15 protein-coding genes are annotated in these 14298 nt (G+C 45.9%); all 15 read left to right on the top strand.

Annotated features, from left to right (window positions below; translation table 11 throughout):
* The first annotated feature begins 161 nt into the window (after positions 1-161).
* The 15 genes from ACV3PA_RS07195 (at position 162) to ACV3PA_RS07265 (ending at position 14288) form a co-directional block, all read left to right on the top strand.
* Positions 162-1511: a G5 domain-containing protein gene (locus ACV3PA_RS07195; protein WP_456125890.1), complete on the top strand. Its 1350-nt coding sequence runs from the start codon at positions 162-164 to the stop codon at positions 1509-1511.
* Positions 1512-1527: 16 nt separating this feature from the next.
* Positions 1528-1842 carry a hypothetical protein gene (locus ACV3PA_RS07200; protein WP_053453967.1) on the top strand — a complete coding sequence of 105 codons (315 nt, stop codon included), beginning with the start codon at positions 1528-1530 and terminating at the stop codon, positions 1840-1842.
* An 8-nt stretch (positions 1843-1850) separates the two neighbouring features.
* Entirely contained in the window at positions 1851-3515 is a 1665-nt protein-coding gene (locus tag ACV3PA_RS07205) for a GspE/PulE family protein (protein WP_053453966.1), read from the top strand.
* Positions 3512-4558, top strand: coding sequence for a type IV pilus twitching motility protein PilT (locus ACV3PA_RS07210; RefSeq protein ID WP_053453965.1), 1047 nt, complete (start codon positions 3512-3514; stop codon positions 4556-4558). Before ACV3PA_RS07205 ends, ACV3PA_RS07210 begins: the two co-directional genes overlap by 4 nt.
* A gap of 4 nt (positions 4559-4562) precedes the next feature.
* Positions 4563-5780 (top strand): type II secretion system F family protein, encoded by a 1218-nt coding sequence (locus tag ACV3PA_RS07215; RefSeq protein ID WP_035396632.1) that lies wholly within the window; start codon positions 4563-4565, stop codon positions 5778-5780.
* Between the two features lie 137 nt (positions 5781-5917).
* Positions 5918-6388 carry a type II secretion system protein gene (locus ACV3PA_RS07220; protein WP_456125891.1) on the top strand — a complete coding sequence of 157 codons (471 nt, stop codon included), beginning with the start codon at positions 5918-5920 and terminating at the stop codon, positions 6386-6388.
* 56 nt (positions 6389-6444) lie between these two features.
* Positions 6445-7200: a prepilin peptidase gene (locus tag ACV3PA_RS07225; protein WP_456125892.1), complete on the top strand. Its 756-nt coding sequence runs from the start codon at positions 6445-6447 to the stop codon at positions 7198-7200.
* Positions 7201-7218: 18 nt separating this feature from the next.
* On the top strand, positions 7219-8937 hold the full coding sequence (locus tag ACV3PA_RS07230) for a fimbrial assembly protein (protein WP_456125893.1): 1719 nt from the start codon (positions 7219-7221) through the stop codon (positions 8935-8937).
* Entirely contained in the window at positions 8934-9656 is a 723-nt protein-coding gene (locus ACV3PA_RS07235; RefSeq protein WP_456125894.1) for a hypothetical protein, read from the top strand. The genes ACV3PA_RS07230 and ACV3PA_RS07235 overlap by 4 nt, the downstream gene beginning before the upstream one ends.
* 107 nt (positions 9657-9763) lie before the next feature.
* Positions 9764-10339, top strand: a complete 576-nt coding sequence (locus ACV3PA_RS07240) for a Maf family protein (protein WP_456125895.1) — start codon at positions 9764-9766, stop codon at positions 10337-10339.
* A 46-nt stretch (positions 10340-10385) separates the two neighbouring features.
* Positions 10386-11018: a RadC family protein gene (gene radC / locus ACV3PA_RS07245; RefSeq protein WP_053454560.1), complete on the top strand. Its 633-nt coding sequence runs from the start codon at positions 10386-10388 to the stop codon at positions 11016-11018.
* Positions 11019-11180: 162 nt separating this feature from the next.
* Positions 11181-12215 carry a rod shape-determining protein gene (locus ACV3PA_RS07250; RefSeq protein ID WP_023468951.1) on the top strand — a complete coding sequence of 345 codons (1035 nt, stop codon included), beginning with the start codon at positions 11181-11183 and terminating at the stop codon, positions 12213-12215.
* Positions 12216-12229: 14 nt separating this feature from the next.
* The gene (gene mreC / locus ACV3PA_RS07255) at positions 12230-13114 is read left to right on the top strand and encodes a rod shape-determining protein MreC (RefSeq protein ID WP_053453959.1); all 885 of its coding nucleotides are present in this window, start codon (positions 12230-12232) and stop codon (positions 13112-13114) included.
* Positions 13107-13610 (top strand): rod shape-determining protein MreD, encoded by a 504-nt coding sequence (gene mreD, locus ACV3PA_RS07260; protein WP_035406481.1) that lies wholly within the window; start codon positions 13107-13109, stop codon positions 13608-13610. The genes mreC and mreD overlap by 8 nt, the downstream gene beginning before the upstream one ends.
* Positions 13611-13613: 3 nt before the next feature.
* On the top strand, positions 13614-14288 hold the full coding sequence (locus tag ACV3PA_RS07265) for a septum site-determining protein MinC (RefSeq protein WP_053453958.1): 675 nt from the start codon (positions 13614-13616) through the stop codon (positions 14286-14288).
* Positions 14289-14298: the final 10 nt, after the last annotated feature.

Below are 14298 nucleotides of genomic sequence, written 5' to 3' on the forward strand. Positions count from 1 at the left end.
ATTTCTATCGGAAAAAACATCAATTGGATGAAGTTCAAAACCTACAGACATTCACAGTTAGAGAAAAGAATTGTCAGGATAGACTTATGTTTCATCATGATATTCATTATAATGGAAATACTAGGCACCTGAAATGATTAATTCATACAGAAAGGAAACAGATGATGATCAATCCAAAGCGTTTTGTTATACATACACTTTTACTCGTCTTACTCGTAGCTTTGATTTATGTACCATCGTTCGCCTTAATTTCTTTTACCGGAAAGGCGACCGAACAGACGACTTTTTCTGAAACAGCTAAAGTTGGATCTGTTCCCGTAAGCGGGATGAGTCGTAAAGAAGCTGAATCTGCAGTCCAAAAAGCGATTACAGAATGGTCCAAAAAAACACCGTTGACGACGGGTACAGGAGAAGAAACTTTACCGGTACCAACTGAATTAGTGACATTTGATTCTGAGGAATCTGTTAAAAAAGCATCTCTGAAAACGGGGGGAGACTTAATTCTCTCAATCGATGAGGAAATGCTACAAAGTTTCCTATCTACACAACCTGTCAGCTATTCGAAAGAACAAACGGAAGCATTTAAAACATGGTTAACGAATACAAGCAAGACATTAGCTGAAGGGAATTTTGATCCTTCACAAACGTCAGTGTCGTCTGCTGAAGGTGAGGTCGTATCGAGTGTCACGTTCTCAACACGTTCAGCAGCAGAGGAACAGATGATCACAAGTATGGCTAACGTCGAAATTAAGCCGGATCAATTAATGAATGTAAAAACGTATGGCATGGATCCAATTGCTGCTTCTTACGTTGGAAGTAAATTATACGAATTGTTCGCAAAAACACCATTTGAAATCGTGGAACGGATGCCACATGCGACACTCCCCGATGATATTACGCTAGGATACGATGTCAAAATTGACGAAAAAACAGATTTTGCTGTTCGAAATACGCAAGCATCGATTTATCGCCTCGTCGCCACGCAAGAGGGAAGCGACGTGACGATTGAACTACGCGGAGCCCCAATAAAAGAGGCAGTGACTGTTGTGATGGAAGGTGAAAAGACGATTCCATTTAGAACCATTACACGTTACTCAGCTACTCTTTCAGCCGGGACGACAAATGACACGCAAGCCGGTGAAGAAGGGAAATCGATTGAAGTCTACCGTGTAATGAAAACAGCTAAGGGCGAAAAGAAAAAACTACTTTTTTTAGATTTTTATGCAGCGGTGCCAGCTGTCATCACAAAGAGTAGTCAAGAAGAACAAGCTCCTGTCGTGGTTCCACCAACCGAAGAAACGCCATCTGAAGAAACACCACCTGAAGAAACGGATTCAGAAACATCAACTGATCCGAATTCTGAAGATCCACAAACGGATGGAACAGTTGAAACGCCAGAGACACCTACTTCACCGGACAGTCCAGATTCACCAGCGACACCAGATGAGAATGATCAAGGTGATCCCGCTTCACCGGTAGAAGATGAGTCGACAGGAGAAGCTGTCGGCTAAACGAGGAGGGAAGAGTATGAATTGGACGACGATTGCAATTGAACTTGGAATCATCATCGGACTTGCGACAATCATTTGTGGATTGATGTTTGCGGTGACGATTCCATATGTGACCTCGATTCAGGCGAAGTCAGTATTATCTATCGCAGCGATTATCATTGTGACACTGATCTATTTCAGTGTTCAGTTGGATTGGATTAGTAATCCCTTTGTAGCAATCGGTATGGTATTACTGTGTGTCGTAACGGGAGGCGTTACGAGTCTGATTGATGAAAAGAAACAAAAGCGAACTGTAATGATTGAAGACGAATCATGGCATGCGGAAGGATGACGGACTAAATGGCGATGAAGCGAAAACGACTCGGTGAAATGTTAATCGAAGAGAGTTTAGTGACAGAGAGTCAAATCGATGAGGCACTTTCTGTAAAACGACCAACTGAAAAATTGGGTGACGCGTTACTCCGCCTCGGTCATTTGACGGAACAACAGTTACTAGAAGCGCTCCATCATCAATTAAAGATTCCGATCATTCAACTGTATAATTATCCGGTCGATGTCGCGGTAACAAAGTTGATTTCGAAAGAATTAGCGCAGCGACATACGTTAGTTCCGGTCTATCGTGAAGGGAATCGTTTATTTATTGCTATGGCGGATCCGATGGATTTGATTGCAATCGATGATTTACGGATGCAGACGGGTCTAGTGATTGACGTAGGTATCGCGACACGGGACGAAATCAGACGAACGATTTTGAAATATTATGATATCGATTCATCGCTACGCGATTTGTTGGAGTCTGATGATATGACTGAGATGGACCAGTCGCGCGACGTGGTGACTCGTGAAGATGCACCGATCATTCGACTCGTTAATCAAATTTTAGAAAATGCGATTGCGCAACGGGCATCCGACATTCATATGGATCCACAGGAAACATCGATGACGATTCGAATTCGAATCGATGGAGAACTTCGAACTGAAAACAATTATCCGAAGCAGATTCAAAGTATTTTAACGACACGGATCAAGGTCATGAGTGAGCTTGATATTACTGAATCCCGGTTACCGCAAGATGGACGAATTAAATATGTATTTAATGGACTAGCCTACGACTTCCGTGTTTCTACATTACCTACCGTATACGGGGAAAAAGTCGTTATTCGAATTCTTGATAGTTCCAATTCGAATATTTCAATCTCTAAAATTGGCTTCAGCTCACGGAATGAATCGCAGTTCCGAGAAATGTTAAAACGACCGAACGGTATTATTTTGATTACCGGACCAACCGGTTCAGGGAAATCATCGACGTTGTATGCGGCATTAAATGAGTTGAATGACGAGTCACGGAACATCATCACCGTCGAAGATCCTGTCGAATATCAAGTGGATGGCATCAACCAGGTCCAAGTTAATGCGAAGATCGGCTTGACGTTTGCGAGTGGTCTCCGTTCGATTCTCCGTCAAGATCCGAACGTCGTCATGGTCGGTGAGATTCGCGATATTGAAACAGCAGAAATTTCGATTCGTGCTTCTTTGACAGGACACTTAGTTCTATCGACGCTCCATACAAACTCAGCAGTTAGTTCAATTACACGATTAATCGATATGGGCGTTGAATCGTTCCTCGTTGCAGCTTCGCTTAGTGGATTAATCGCACAACGACTCGTCCGCCGTGTTTGTCGGGACTGTGGAGAAGTCCATCCGCTGTCAACGCGGGAACAGGAACTGTTTGATCAAGAAGGAATCGAGGCGACGACTGTCATGCGAGGACGTGGCTGTTCTTCTTGTAACATGACTGGATATCGCGGACGTGTCGCGATTCAGGAAGTCATCATGATTGATGAAGTCTTGCGACGCATGATCATGAATCAATCGACGGAAAGTGACGTGACCGCATACGTTAAGTCGCAAGGTCAACGTTTCTTGCTTGCCGATGGTCTATCGAAGGTAGCAGATGGCATTACAACGACTGAAGAGATTTTACGGACGGTGATTTCAGAATGAATCAAACGATGGAACGTGCCCAAATCGAAGATATTCTTCGGTCTTCGAAAGAACGGGGGGCATCCGATGTCCACTTAACGGCCGGATCCCCACCTGTTTTTCGAATCAATGGGACGTTGACGCCATATGGATCAGAGAAGATGAAGCCTGTCATTATTGATGGATTTGTCCAATCTTTGATTACGGAAGACATGTATCAGCAACTGAAACAAGATCGAGATATTGATTTTTCATTTGGTGTGACGGGTGTTGCACGATACCGGGTCAATTGTTTTTATCAACGAGGAGCATTATCAATGGCCTTTCGAACAATCCCGACAGAAGTTCCCTCACTCGAACAGCTGGGACTTCCTCCGGTAATCAAGCGTTTTCTGACGAAGCCACACGGTCTCATTCTTGTGACCGGTCCGACTGGTTCCGGTAAGTCGACGACGCTTGCTGCGATGATTAACGAAATCAATCAAACGATGTATAAACGAATCATTACACTGGAAGATCCGATTGAGTACTTACATAGTCATCGAAAAAGCTTAATCGACCAGCGTGAGATTGGAATTGACGCACCTCGTTTTTCGACGGGATTGCGTTCAGCACTTCGTCAGGACCCGGATGTTATTTTACTGGGAGAAATGCGCGATCTTGAAACGATTGCTACAGCGGTAACGGCTGCAGAAACGGGTCATCTCGTCTTTGCGACGGTGCATACAGCAACAGCTGCGTCGACGGTCAGTCGAATCATCGATGTATTCCCGTCGGAGCAACAAGATCAGATTCGGGCACAGCTAGCGAACGTATTAGCAGGCGTCATCTCGCAACGCCTCATGCCACGATCAGATGGAACGGGACGTGTTGCGGCCTTAGAAATTATGGTTGATACACCAGCCGTCTCCAACTTGATTCGGACGGGTAAGGAATATCAGATTCAATCCGTTTTACAGACGGGTAAACAATATGGCATGCAAACGATGCAGATGGCTTTACAAGATTTGGTCAGCCGCGGTTTGATTCCGGCATCTGCTGCAACACCATACATATCGGGGTGAAGGGATGGCAGTATTTATTTACGAAGGTCGAACGATGGCTGGAAAACGAAAGAAGGGCAAGATCACTGCCTTGTCAAAGCGAGAGGCGGCAGAACGTCTTCGAACGGATCAAATTGCCGTAACATTGCTTGAAAAACAAGAATCAAAAGGGTTAAATACCGAGATTACGTTTTTAAGTGCTAAACCTAAGATTGAACACCTCGTCATGTATGCGCGTCAGTTTGCGACGCTCGTCCGCTCAGGTGTTTCGATTGTGAGAGCAACCGAAATTCTACGTAAACAAACAGAATCAAAACCACTCGAGCGAGCGCTTGTCGAAGTAGAAGATGATTTGCGTAGTGGGATTCAGTTTTCCCAGGCAATCGAAAAACATCCTCGTGTATTCGATACGTTTTTCGTCAGTATGGCGATGGCGGGGGAAGCGAGTGGTAATCTCGAAGAGGCGTTAGATAATATCGTGACGCAGTTACAAAAGCAATACGAGATCAAACGAAAAGTCATCTCCGCTTTAATCTACCCGGCGGTTGTCTCGCTTGTCGCAATCGGCGTCGTGGTCTTCCTAATGATGAATGTTGTACCGACGTTTGCCTCAATCTTTGATCAGCTTGGTAGTGAATTGCCCTTGATTACGAAACTCGTCGTTGCAGTATCTGACTTTTTCGTCGCCTATTGGTGGGTACTGCTATTAATTGCATTTGGTTTGATCGGACTATTGTATTTTAATCTTAAGAATGAGCGCCAGCGTCTCTTCTTTGACCGTTTCTTGTTAATGATTCCAGTCTTCGGACCGCTGATTCAAAAATCACAAATCGCTCTGATGACACGTGGTCTATCCGTATTGCTTAATGCGTCGGTGCCGATTTTAGCATCCCTTGATATTACCGAACGAATCGTTACGAATCGGATCATCCGTAAAGGAATCGCTGGTGCGAATGAAGCGATGTCGCGTGGTATTCCGATGCACGAACCTTTGGAGCGAAACAAATATTTCCCGCCACTCGTCACGCAGATGATTGCGATTGGGGAAGAGTCAGGTCGCCTCGATTCGATGTTGACAGAAGTCGCGAACTTCTACGAAACCGAAGTTGAAACAACGACGGATCGTTTGAAATCGATCATCGAACCGTTATTGATCGTTGTCTTAGCTGCGATCGTTGGCGTCATCGTCATTGCTGTCGTCGTACCAATGTTTAAGATTTATTCTGACATTCAAGCAAGTTGACAATTGTAAAAACATTTACCTGTTGTTAAAAAAAGACATAAACTACAAAAAATGTGGTGCTACTATAATAGTATTCGTTTGGATAGTAAGTCCTACTAACCAAGAACAGTAAAAAAGCACTAGGGAGGCATAATGAAATGATCGAACGGTTAAAAGAAATCTGGTTAGATGCAAAACAAATGCGCGATGAGCGCGGACTGACATTGATTGAGTTACTCGTCGTTGTCGTTATCTTAGGTATCATCGCAGCAATCGCTGTCGTCGCAATCGGTGGATTGATTGAGAACTCACGTAAGGATGCAGTTGTTTCTGATGCGAAGCAATTAGTATCTGCTGCGAAGTTATATACTTCTTCGAATCCAATCAAAGCTGGAGAAACGGTTGTAATGGGAATTGAGAAATCAGGAGAAAAATTTGCTACAACTGATGGTGTAGTACTCGATAAATATATCGATAGCATGGAAGATCCATTCGATTCTCCTAAGGCATACACGGATGCATTTGTATCTGTAACAGAAACTGGTGGAAAGTATACTTATTCTGTAACCCTTAAGGGGGATAAAGCCTACTTCACAAATAAAGCTCCATCTGAACTAAAACGTTGGTAATCTTCCCCCCTACTCGGGGGTTTTTTTCTGAACTTTTTTGAAAGGGAGGTCGTGTTATGACGATCGTCTTCACGGTATATTTTTTCTTGTTAGGTTTGTTGATCACATCGTTTACGAATGTCGTTGGTTTGCGTGTTCCGGTCGGGGAGTCGATCGTTCATCCACGTTCCCATTGCCCGACCTGTGGACATGTGCTTGGACCACTCGAACTGACGCCAGTACTCGGATATGTAGTACTCGGTGGGAAGTGTCGTTCTTGTGGACAGTCGATTTCACTCAAGTATCCAGCGCTTGAACTACTTGGTGGCGTGCTCTATGCGTATGCATTTTGGCAGTTCGGTTGGTCGATGGAACTTGCGCTGACACTCGCTCTGACTAGTCTATTGTTTATTCTTACAATGTCTGATCTTGCGTACATGCTTATACCAAATAAAATTTTACTGTTCTTTTTACCAATTGCCTTGATTGTGCGCTACCTTTCTCCACTTGAAAACTGGTATAATCCAATTATTGGAGGAATCGTTGGATTCGTTCTATTGTTCATCATTTTTCTTGCCTCACGACGCGGCATGGGAGCAGGAGATGTCAAGCTCTTCGGACTACTTGGGATTTTTCTCGGACCGCTTCACGTCGTTATTGCTTTATTTGTCTCAGCATTTGTTGGTTCAGTGATCGGACTGACGCTTCTTGGACTTGGACGCGTCAAGCGAAAACAACCGATTCCATTCGTTCCATCCATTGCGATCGGGACATTACTTACATATTATTTTGCGGATGATTGGGTGTCGTGGTACCTCGATTTACTGCTTTAAGAAAGGAAGAACGTACATATGACGCAACGGCGTAAAGGTACATATGTTTATTTTAATTTTACGGACGTCGCTATTTTTGGTGCGGTCGTCAAAAAAGGTGTCTTGAAACGACGCGCTGTCGTGTCTCTTCCGGCAGGTACCTTACAGGGCGGATGGCTTCAACCGGAAGCTTCGCTCGATTTGATTTTTGATAGTCTGTTGACGAAATTGAAGGTTCCACGCGGATCGAAAGCCGTTCTTGCGCTAGATGGTTCACTCGTACTTGCGCGGAAGCTTGATATTCCGGAGACAATTGCGACGAATCAAATTCGGGGTTATTTATTCATGGAGATTGGTCATAGCATCGTCCTTCCCTTTGAAGAACCATACTTCGATTACACTGTCCTTGAAGACGGTGAAAAGCGTGAAATCATGCTGTATGCAGCCCCGAATGAAGCGCTGAAACAATATACGCAATTGTTTAAACAAAAACATCTTCGGTTAGTGGCTGCGGAACCACAACCACTGGCAACCTATTTTGGTCTTGAAGCGCACTATCCGGCAGCGGATACCGATACGCTACTAATTTGGAATGCGAACGCAACGAACCATCAATTGATTATTATCGAAGACCGTGTACCACGTCTGATTCGTTCGGTAGATACGTTTTCGGCAGATGCTTGGGATGTAGATGTCATCGAGGATCAATTGCATTACCGCTATCGATCGGATGATCAGACGGTTGAACTTGTCTTGGATGAAATGCTGCTGGAATTTTCACGGGTACTGGATTTTTATCGGTTCTCGCTCGCTCGAGAAAGTCGAGAAATTAAGACAGTCGTCTTGGCAGGAGACTTCCCGTTTCGAGATGAATTAGCGACGCGATTCCGCTCGAACTTTGATCTTCAGTTAGATGAAGTGCCGGACATGATGACGATTGACAGTCAATCGGTTCCACGCATCTATTTACCGATCGTTGGTCTAGCCACTGTGCGACCGGATCGTATCAATCTTTTACCGGAAAGTGACGAGGCACCGAAATATCCGCTTGTCGCTTCGCTGATTTTATTGTTATTTGGTGGATTAATTGGTGGTTATTTATACTGGCAAACCGATCAGTTCGCTAACCGGGTGGAATCCGTAGACGATCAGATTCAAATCGTTCGACAATTACAATCTGAATCCGATCAGTCGTCTAAACAAGAGGTCGTTCAATTGAAGCAGACAGTCGAGTCACTCGAAGAGGCGCCTAAGCCTGCTGTGCCAACACTTGAACGGATTACACGTTACTTACCGGAACGCGGCTATATACTTCAATACGCCTATGGAGCAGATGATGCGGTATCCATGACGGCTCAGTTCGAGACACTCGATGAATTGAATGATTTTTATCGAGAATTATTGACTGATAAAGTGTTTTCCGTTACGACGCTTGCGAGCGTGACGACGAAAACGATGAACGAAAAAACGGATGTCGTGACAACGACAACGGTTGATCCAGCGACCGGTCAAGAGATTCCAACGACGGAAATTACTCCGAACGATGACACGAAGACAGAAGAACCGCGATACATCGGTCAGTTTTCTATGAATGTCAATCCTGAGGAGGTTGTTAAGGGAGAGACCAATGAGGCAGACCCAGCAGTACCGAAAGAAGATAAACCATCTGAGCCAGAAGTTGAAGGAGACGGTCAAACACCGGATGATCCTTCAGGAGAAGTCATCTCTACAGAGGTTGAGGAGGTGCCTGAAAATTGAAGCGATATAGTAGCTACCTCCTTCTCTTTTTATCGATCCTCATCGTTTTAGGTGGTGTAGGGTATTTTGGATATACGACGTATATGACACATCAAACCTTGCAACGGAAAGAGGCGACACTTAAACGGGAGCAAATGGCGTTAGAGCAAGCAAAAGCAAACGAGCAAAAAGTGGACGTAGCAGAATCTAGCTTTTTACAGCAAAAAGTGCCTGTGACTGCATCGAATGATGATGTTATCGACGCGATTAATGCAGCAAGTCAGATTGCTGGAGTGAAAGTACAGTCAATTACATTTGGTCAGTCTACAGAGACGACACCACAGTCGCCTGTCACGTCAACGCCTGCTGTTGATGGAGCGATGGCGACCGAGTCTGATCAAGCGACCACACCTACAGCGACTACTCCGTCTACAAATGCAACACCGTTACCGGCTTCCTTGACGATTGAAGCACCGTCTTATCTTGAGTTGGTGGCATTCCTCAAGCAAATTGAACGAACCGATCGGATTACGATTCTTCGTCAGATTCAGTTGACTGGTCCAGAAGAACAAGGACCAGGCGGTGGAGCGATTCAATTGGAAAACGAAATGCTATCTTTCACGGTCGAAATCGAATCCTATTACCGTCCGGATTTAACGAAGTTGACGCCTGATAAACAGACGCCACTTAAAGAGAAGACACCAAAGTCAGATCCTTTTGTTGATGTGACAGGAAATTAAGATGAATTTGGCGGTTCCTACTCTGTTAGGGACCGCTTATTTTTTGTTAGACTAAACGATGACTCGAATTATCCGATTCGAAATTAACGGGAAAGAACGTGATACTAATGGTAACGCAACCACACTTGATTTTAGCGTCGGCTTCACCACGCCGGACGGAGCTCTTGCAACAAATTGGAATCGCTCACGCAGTCGTCCCAGCAAATGTTGTCGAAGAGGCACCGTACCCGATGTCACCACACGAATACGTTCGTCATTTGTCGCAAAAGAAAGCGCGCGCAATTACGGCAGAAAGTGTCATTCTGGCTGCCGATACAGTCGTTGCCATTGACGATATGATTCTCGAGAAGCCGTCAGATATGATCGAGGCACGAGCGATGCTCGCACGTCTGTCGGGACGCGCTCATGAAGTCGTGACAGGGGTGACGATTCGCTTTGGTGAGAAGGAAGAGACGTTCGACGTGACGACACACGTCCGTTTTGGTGCATTGCCGGACGAATGGATCGAAGGCTATATCGCGACGACTGAGCCCTACGATAAAGCAGGAGGGTATGGCATCCAAGCGATGGGTGGTCTGTTCGTCGAAGCAATCGAGGGCGATTATTATAATGTTGTTGGATTGCCAATCCACGAGATCACGAAACGTCTCGCGTCCTTTGAAATCAAGCCGATGTTTGCGTAATCCTGAAACAGAGAGGTCGGATGCTGTGATTGAATGGCCGAAAGATATGGTTCAGTTGAAAGGCTTGGCACAGGCGACGACAGTCGAGTTGCTGGCGTGCCTCGTCCGAAGTGGGACGCGCGACCGGACACCGCTTGAAATCGCGGAAGAATTGCTACACATTTATCCTTCGTTGATTGAACTCGAGGCAGCCGGAGTCGGAGGACTCGAAAAAGCACCTGGAGTCGGGAAGGCCAAGGCATTACAAATCATGGCGGGACTGGAACTCGGTCGTCGTCTCGTCACGGAACCGAAGTGGGTTCGACCGACGATCCGTTCACCGGAAGATGCTGCAGAATTATTGCTTGAAGAGATGCGTCTTTATCAGCAGGAACACTTCATCTGTTTATATTTAAATACGAAAAATGAGGTCGTCTCGAAAAAGACGTTATTCATTGGAGGATTGAACACGTCGATCGTCCACCCACGAGACGTCTTCCGGGAAGCGATTCGCTGCTCGGCTGCGAACTTTATCGCCGTCCACAATCATCCGTCTGGTGATCCGACTCCGAGTCGCGAAGATATTGAGGTTTCAGAACGGCTCGTTGAGGCAGGACGCCTCGTTGGAATTAGTTGTCTTGACCACATCATCATCGGGCATGGACAATTTATTAGTATGAAACAGCGCGGATTTATGTAAGAATAACGTCTGAAGGGAAAGATTCGATTCTTTCCGTTAGACGTTTTTTTGTGTGTTTTCTAAGGCGAACTGTAAACAAGCTGTAACGTTTTAACGCTTTCCAATGAAGGCTTTTCCGTTATAATTAGTGAAGTGTATTCTCAGAGAGGGGTTTTTTGAATAATGTTTGGATCATTCAGCCGTGAAATCGGCATTGACTTAGGTACGGCTAACACACTTGTATATGTAAAGGGGCAAGGGATTGTTGTTCGCGAACCGTCTGTCGTCGCATTCCGTACAGATACAGGAAAAATTGAAGCTGTCGGTAACGCGGCGAAAAACATGATTGGTCGTACGCCGGGTAACGTGACTGCACGACGCCCGATGAAAGACGGGGTTATCGCGGATTATGAAACAACCGCTACGATGATCAAATATTTCATGGATCAAGCTTCGAAGAAAAAAGGCTTATTCTCTTCAAAAACGAACGTCATGATTTGTGTACCAAGCGGTATCACATCGGTCGAAAAACGTGCCGTTGAAGATGCAGCGAAACTCGCAGGTGCGCGTGAAGCGTACACAATCGAAGAACCATTTGCAGCAGCGATCGGAGCGGGTCTTCCTGTTTCAGAACCAACAGGCTCGATGGTCGTCGACATCGGTGGTGGTACGACAGAAGTTGCGGTCATCTCACTCGGTGGTATCGTAACGAGCCAATCGATCCGTGTCGGTGGCGATGAGATGGATGAATCGATCATTCGTTACATCAAATCGAAATACAACTTGATGATCGGGGAGCGGACAGCTGAGACGTTGAAAATGACGATTGGTTACGCTCGCATCGATGAAGAGTCAGAAAATGAAACGATGGAAATCCGTGGACGCGATCTTGTGACAGGTCTTCCAAAACAAATCGAAGTCACAAGTGCTGAAATTTGTGACGCACTTTCGGATACAGTAGATGCGATTCTTGCTGGTGTGAAGCATACACTTGAGCAGACACCTCCTGAATTATCAGCAGACGTCATGGACCGCGGAATCGTCTTGACAGGCGGCGGGGCACTCTTGAAGAACCTCGACGCTGTCATTGAAGACGAAACACGTATTTTGACACTCGTTGCAGAAAATGCACTCGATTGCGTCGCAATCGGTACAGGAAAATCACTCGAGATGATGAATGTCCTTCGTTCGAAATCAGGCATCTCGCAAAAAAGATAAGGACGGGATGAGCGATGAAGCGATTTTTAAATAATCGAAAACTGCTCATCACACTCCTTAGTTTTCTCCTTTTGGTGATCTTGATCGGAATTTCGCTGCAAGGGCGTAACCAATCCCACTGGTATCAAAGCTTCGTGCGGGATACTGTGGGCGTCGGTCAACGCCTTTTCGCGACACCGATTGGCTGGATTGATGATACGGTCACTTCGATTAAAGAAGTGCGTGACGTGTACAAAGAGAATGAACACTTGAAATCACGCTTGAGTGACTATGCCGGTAACGCCGTCAAAGTCCGTGATCTTGAACGTGAGAATAAAGAATTGAAAGATATGCTCGACCTGAACGGATCGATTCGCGACTACAAATTGTTACCAGCAGAGATGATCGGTCGGACATCGTCCGAATGGCAACGGTTCGTCACAATCAACATCGGAGAACAAAAAGGAGTCAAGCCGAACATGGCCGTCGTAACAGCAGATGGACTAATCGGTCGCGTCATCCAGGCGAGCGCTTATACTTCCCTCGTGCAGTTAATGTCAGATACGAGTCGGACGAATAACGTCTCGGCAACGGCAGACGACACGAAAGGAAAAGGAGTCTTCGGAACGATCGAAGGTTTTGATGATGAGACGAAATTACTCAAGTTCACGAAAATTCCGAACGACGCGAAGCTGAAAAAAGGGCAGACCGTTACGACGTCTGGTCTCGGGGGGAAATATCCGAGCGGGATCGTCATCGGAAAAATCGAGGAAGTGAAATCCGATCAGTATGGGGCTTCGAAAATCGCATACGTCAAACCGGCAGCAGACTTCGAACAGTTCGGTCATGTCTTCGTGATTGAACGCGAAGCGAAGGAACCTTTCGCTGAGACCGATAAGGGAGGGGACACTCGTGAATAACGTTAAGTTGTTTTTCGCCGTGTTCCTTCTTTTTATCTTAGAAGGGACGTTGTTTGCAGGACCTCTTGGAGATGGGTCGCCGTACGTCATTCATACAACTTTGATTGGGTTGATGTTTCTCGGTCGGTACGGAAAACTTGAACAGGCACTTGGATTCGGTCTCGTCTTTGGATTGCTATATGATTTCGTTTATTCAGACATCATTGGTATTTACTTATTTGCGTTATCCGCCATTCCGCTTTTTAGTAGCTTCGTGCTAAAATATGTAAAGGAGAACGTATTGACGATTCTCGTCACGTTCACGTTTAGTGCCATTTTGTATGAACTCGATATATATTTCTTCACGGCTTCGGTCGTTGGTGTCGGCGTTTCCTTCCAGGAACTTGCGACACAGATCATTCCAAGGAGTCTGGTTGCCCAGCTAATCGGGATCATCATCTTGTATTATCCGATGACCCGACTCGTGCAATCTACCCTTGACGAGAAAAGAGGATGAGTCATGATTGAGCGTAAACGTTATGTAACGATGAAAGGTCATCGTGGTGGCCTCGCCGTCTATGTGAATGAAAGGTGCAGTGTGGATGAATTTCTTGACGATTTAGAGTTGACGCTTGCGGACAAATCCGTCGAGAACGGACGCGCCGTACCGATCACCTTCTTCTTCGGTCGACGTTATGTCGATGAAGGAGTGTTGACGGCCGTCGAATCTATCGTCGCGCGACATGATTCCTTCTCTTTCAAAGGTTACGACAGTGAGTGCATCACGAAGGACGAGGCAAAAGCCTTGTACGGTGAGCGAACGTTCCACTACTTCGGTGGAACGGCACGCAGTGGGCACGTATTAGACGTCGAAGGTTCGATCGTCATTATCGGAGATATCAATCCGGGAGCGGTCGTCCATGCGACAGGAAGTATCTATTGTCTCGGTGCTTTGCGTGGTACCGTTCATGCAGGTAAGGGTGGTAATACGGAAGCGGTCATCGCGGCGAGTGTGCTTCAACCGAAATGGGTCGCGGTCGCTGGAACCATCCATGAGGAACCGGATGACGCACCGATTCCTGCTCTTGACATGGGTTGTGCATTTTTAGGCGAAGACGGGGTCGAATTTTCCCGCCTTCAAACCGTTCCGCTTGCGCGGATGGATCAGTTTGCGATTGATAGTGAAAGAGGGTGACGGATATGGA

Source organism: Exiguobacterium sp. EA-TM-5 (assembly GCF_053878415.1).

Bases quoted from the DNA above. Each gene is read 5' to 3' on its own strand.
- ACV3PA_RS07195 (WP_456125890.1), top strand. From the start codon at position 162: ATGATGATCAATCCAAAGCGTTTTGTTATACATACACTTTTACTCGTC.
- ACV3PA_RS07200 (WP_053453967.1), top strand. From the start codon at position 1,528: ATGAATTGGACGACGATTGCAATTGAACTTGGAATCATCATCGGACTT.
- ACV3PA_RS07205 (WP_053453966.1), top strand. From the start codon at position 1,851: ATGGCGATGAAGCGAAAACGACTCGGTGAAATGTTAATCGAAGAGAGT.
- ACV3PA_RS07210 (WP_053453965.1), top strand. From the start codon at position 3,512: ATGAATCAAACGATGGAACGTGCCCAAATCGAAGATATTCTTCGGTCT.
- ACV3PA_RS07215 (WP_035396632.1), top strand. From the start codon at position 4,563: ATGGCAGTATTTATTTACGAAGGTCGAACGATGGCTGGAAAACGAAAG.
- ACV3PA_RS07220 (WP_456125891.1), top strand. From the start codon at position 5,918: ATGATCGAACGGTTAAAAGAAATCTGGTTAGATGCAAAACAAATGCGC.
- ACV3PA_RS07225 (WP_456125892.1), top strand. From the start codon at position 6,445: ATGACGATCGTCTTCACGGTATATTTTTTCTTGTTAGGTTTGTTGATC.
- ACV3PA_RS07230 (WP_456125893.1), top strand. From the start codon at position 7,219: ATGACGCAACGGCGTAAAGGTACATATGTTTATTTTAATTTTACGGAC.
- ACV3PA_RS07240 (WP_456125895.1), top strand. From the start codon at position 9,764: ATGGTAACGCAACCACACTTGATTTTAGCGTCGGCTTCACCACGCCGG.
- radC (WP_053454560.1), top strand. From the start codon at position 10,386: ATGGTTCAGTTGAAAGGCTTGGCACAGGCGACGACAGTCGAGTTGCTG.
- ACV3PA_RS07250 (WP_023468951.1), top strand. From the start codon at position 11,181: ATGTTTGGATCATTCAGCCGTGAAATCGGCATTGACTTAGGTACGGCT.
- mreC (WP_053453959.1), top strand. From the start codon at position 12,230: ATGAAGCGATTTTTAAATAATCGAAAACTGCTCATCACACTCCTTAGT.
- ACV3PA_RS07265 (WP_053453958.1), top strand. From the start codon at position 13,614: ATGATTGAGCGTAAACGTTATGTAACGATGAAAGGTCATCGTGGTGGC.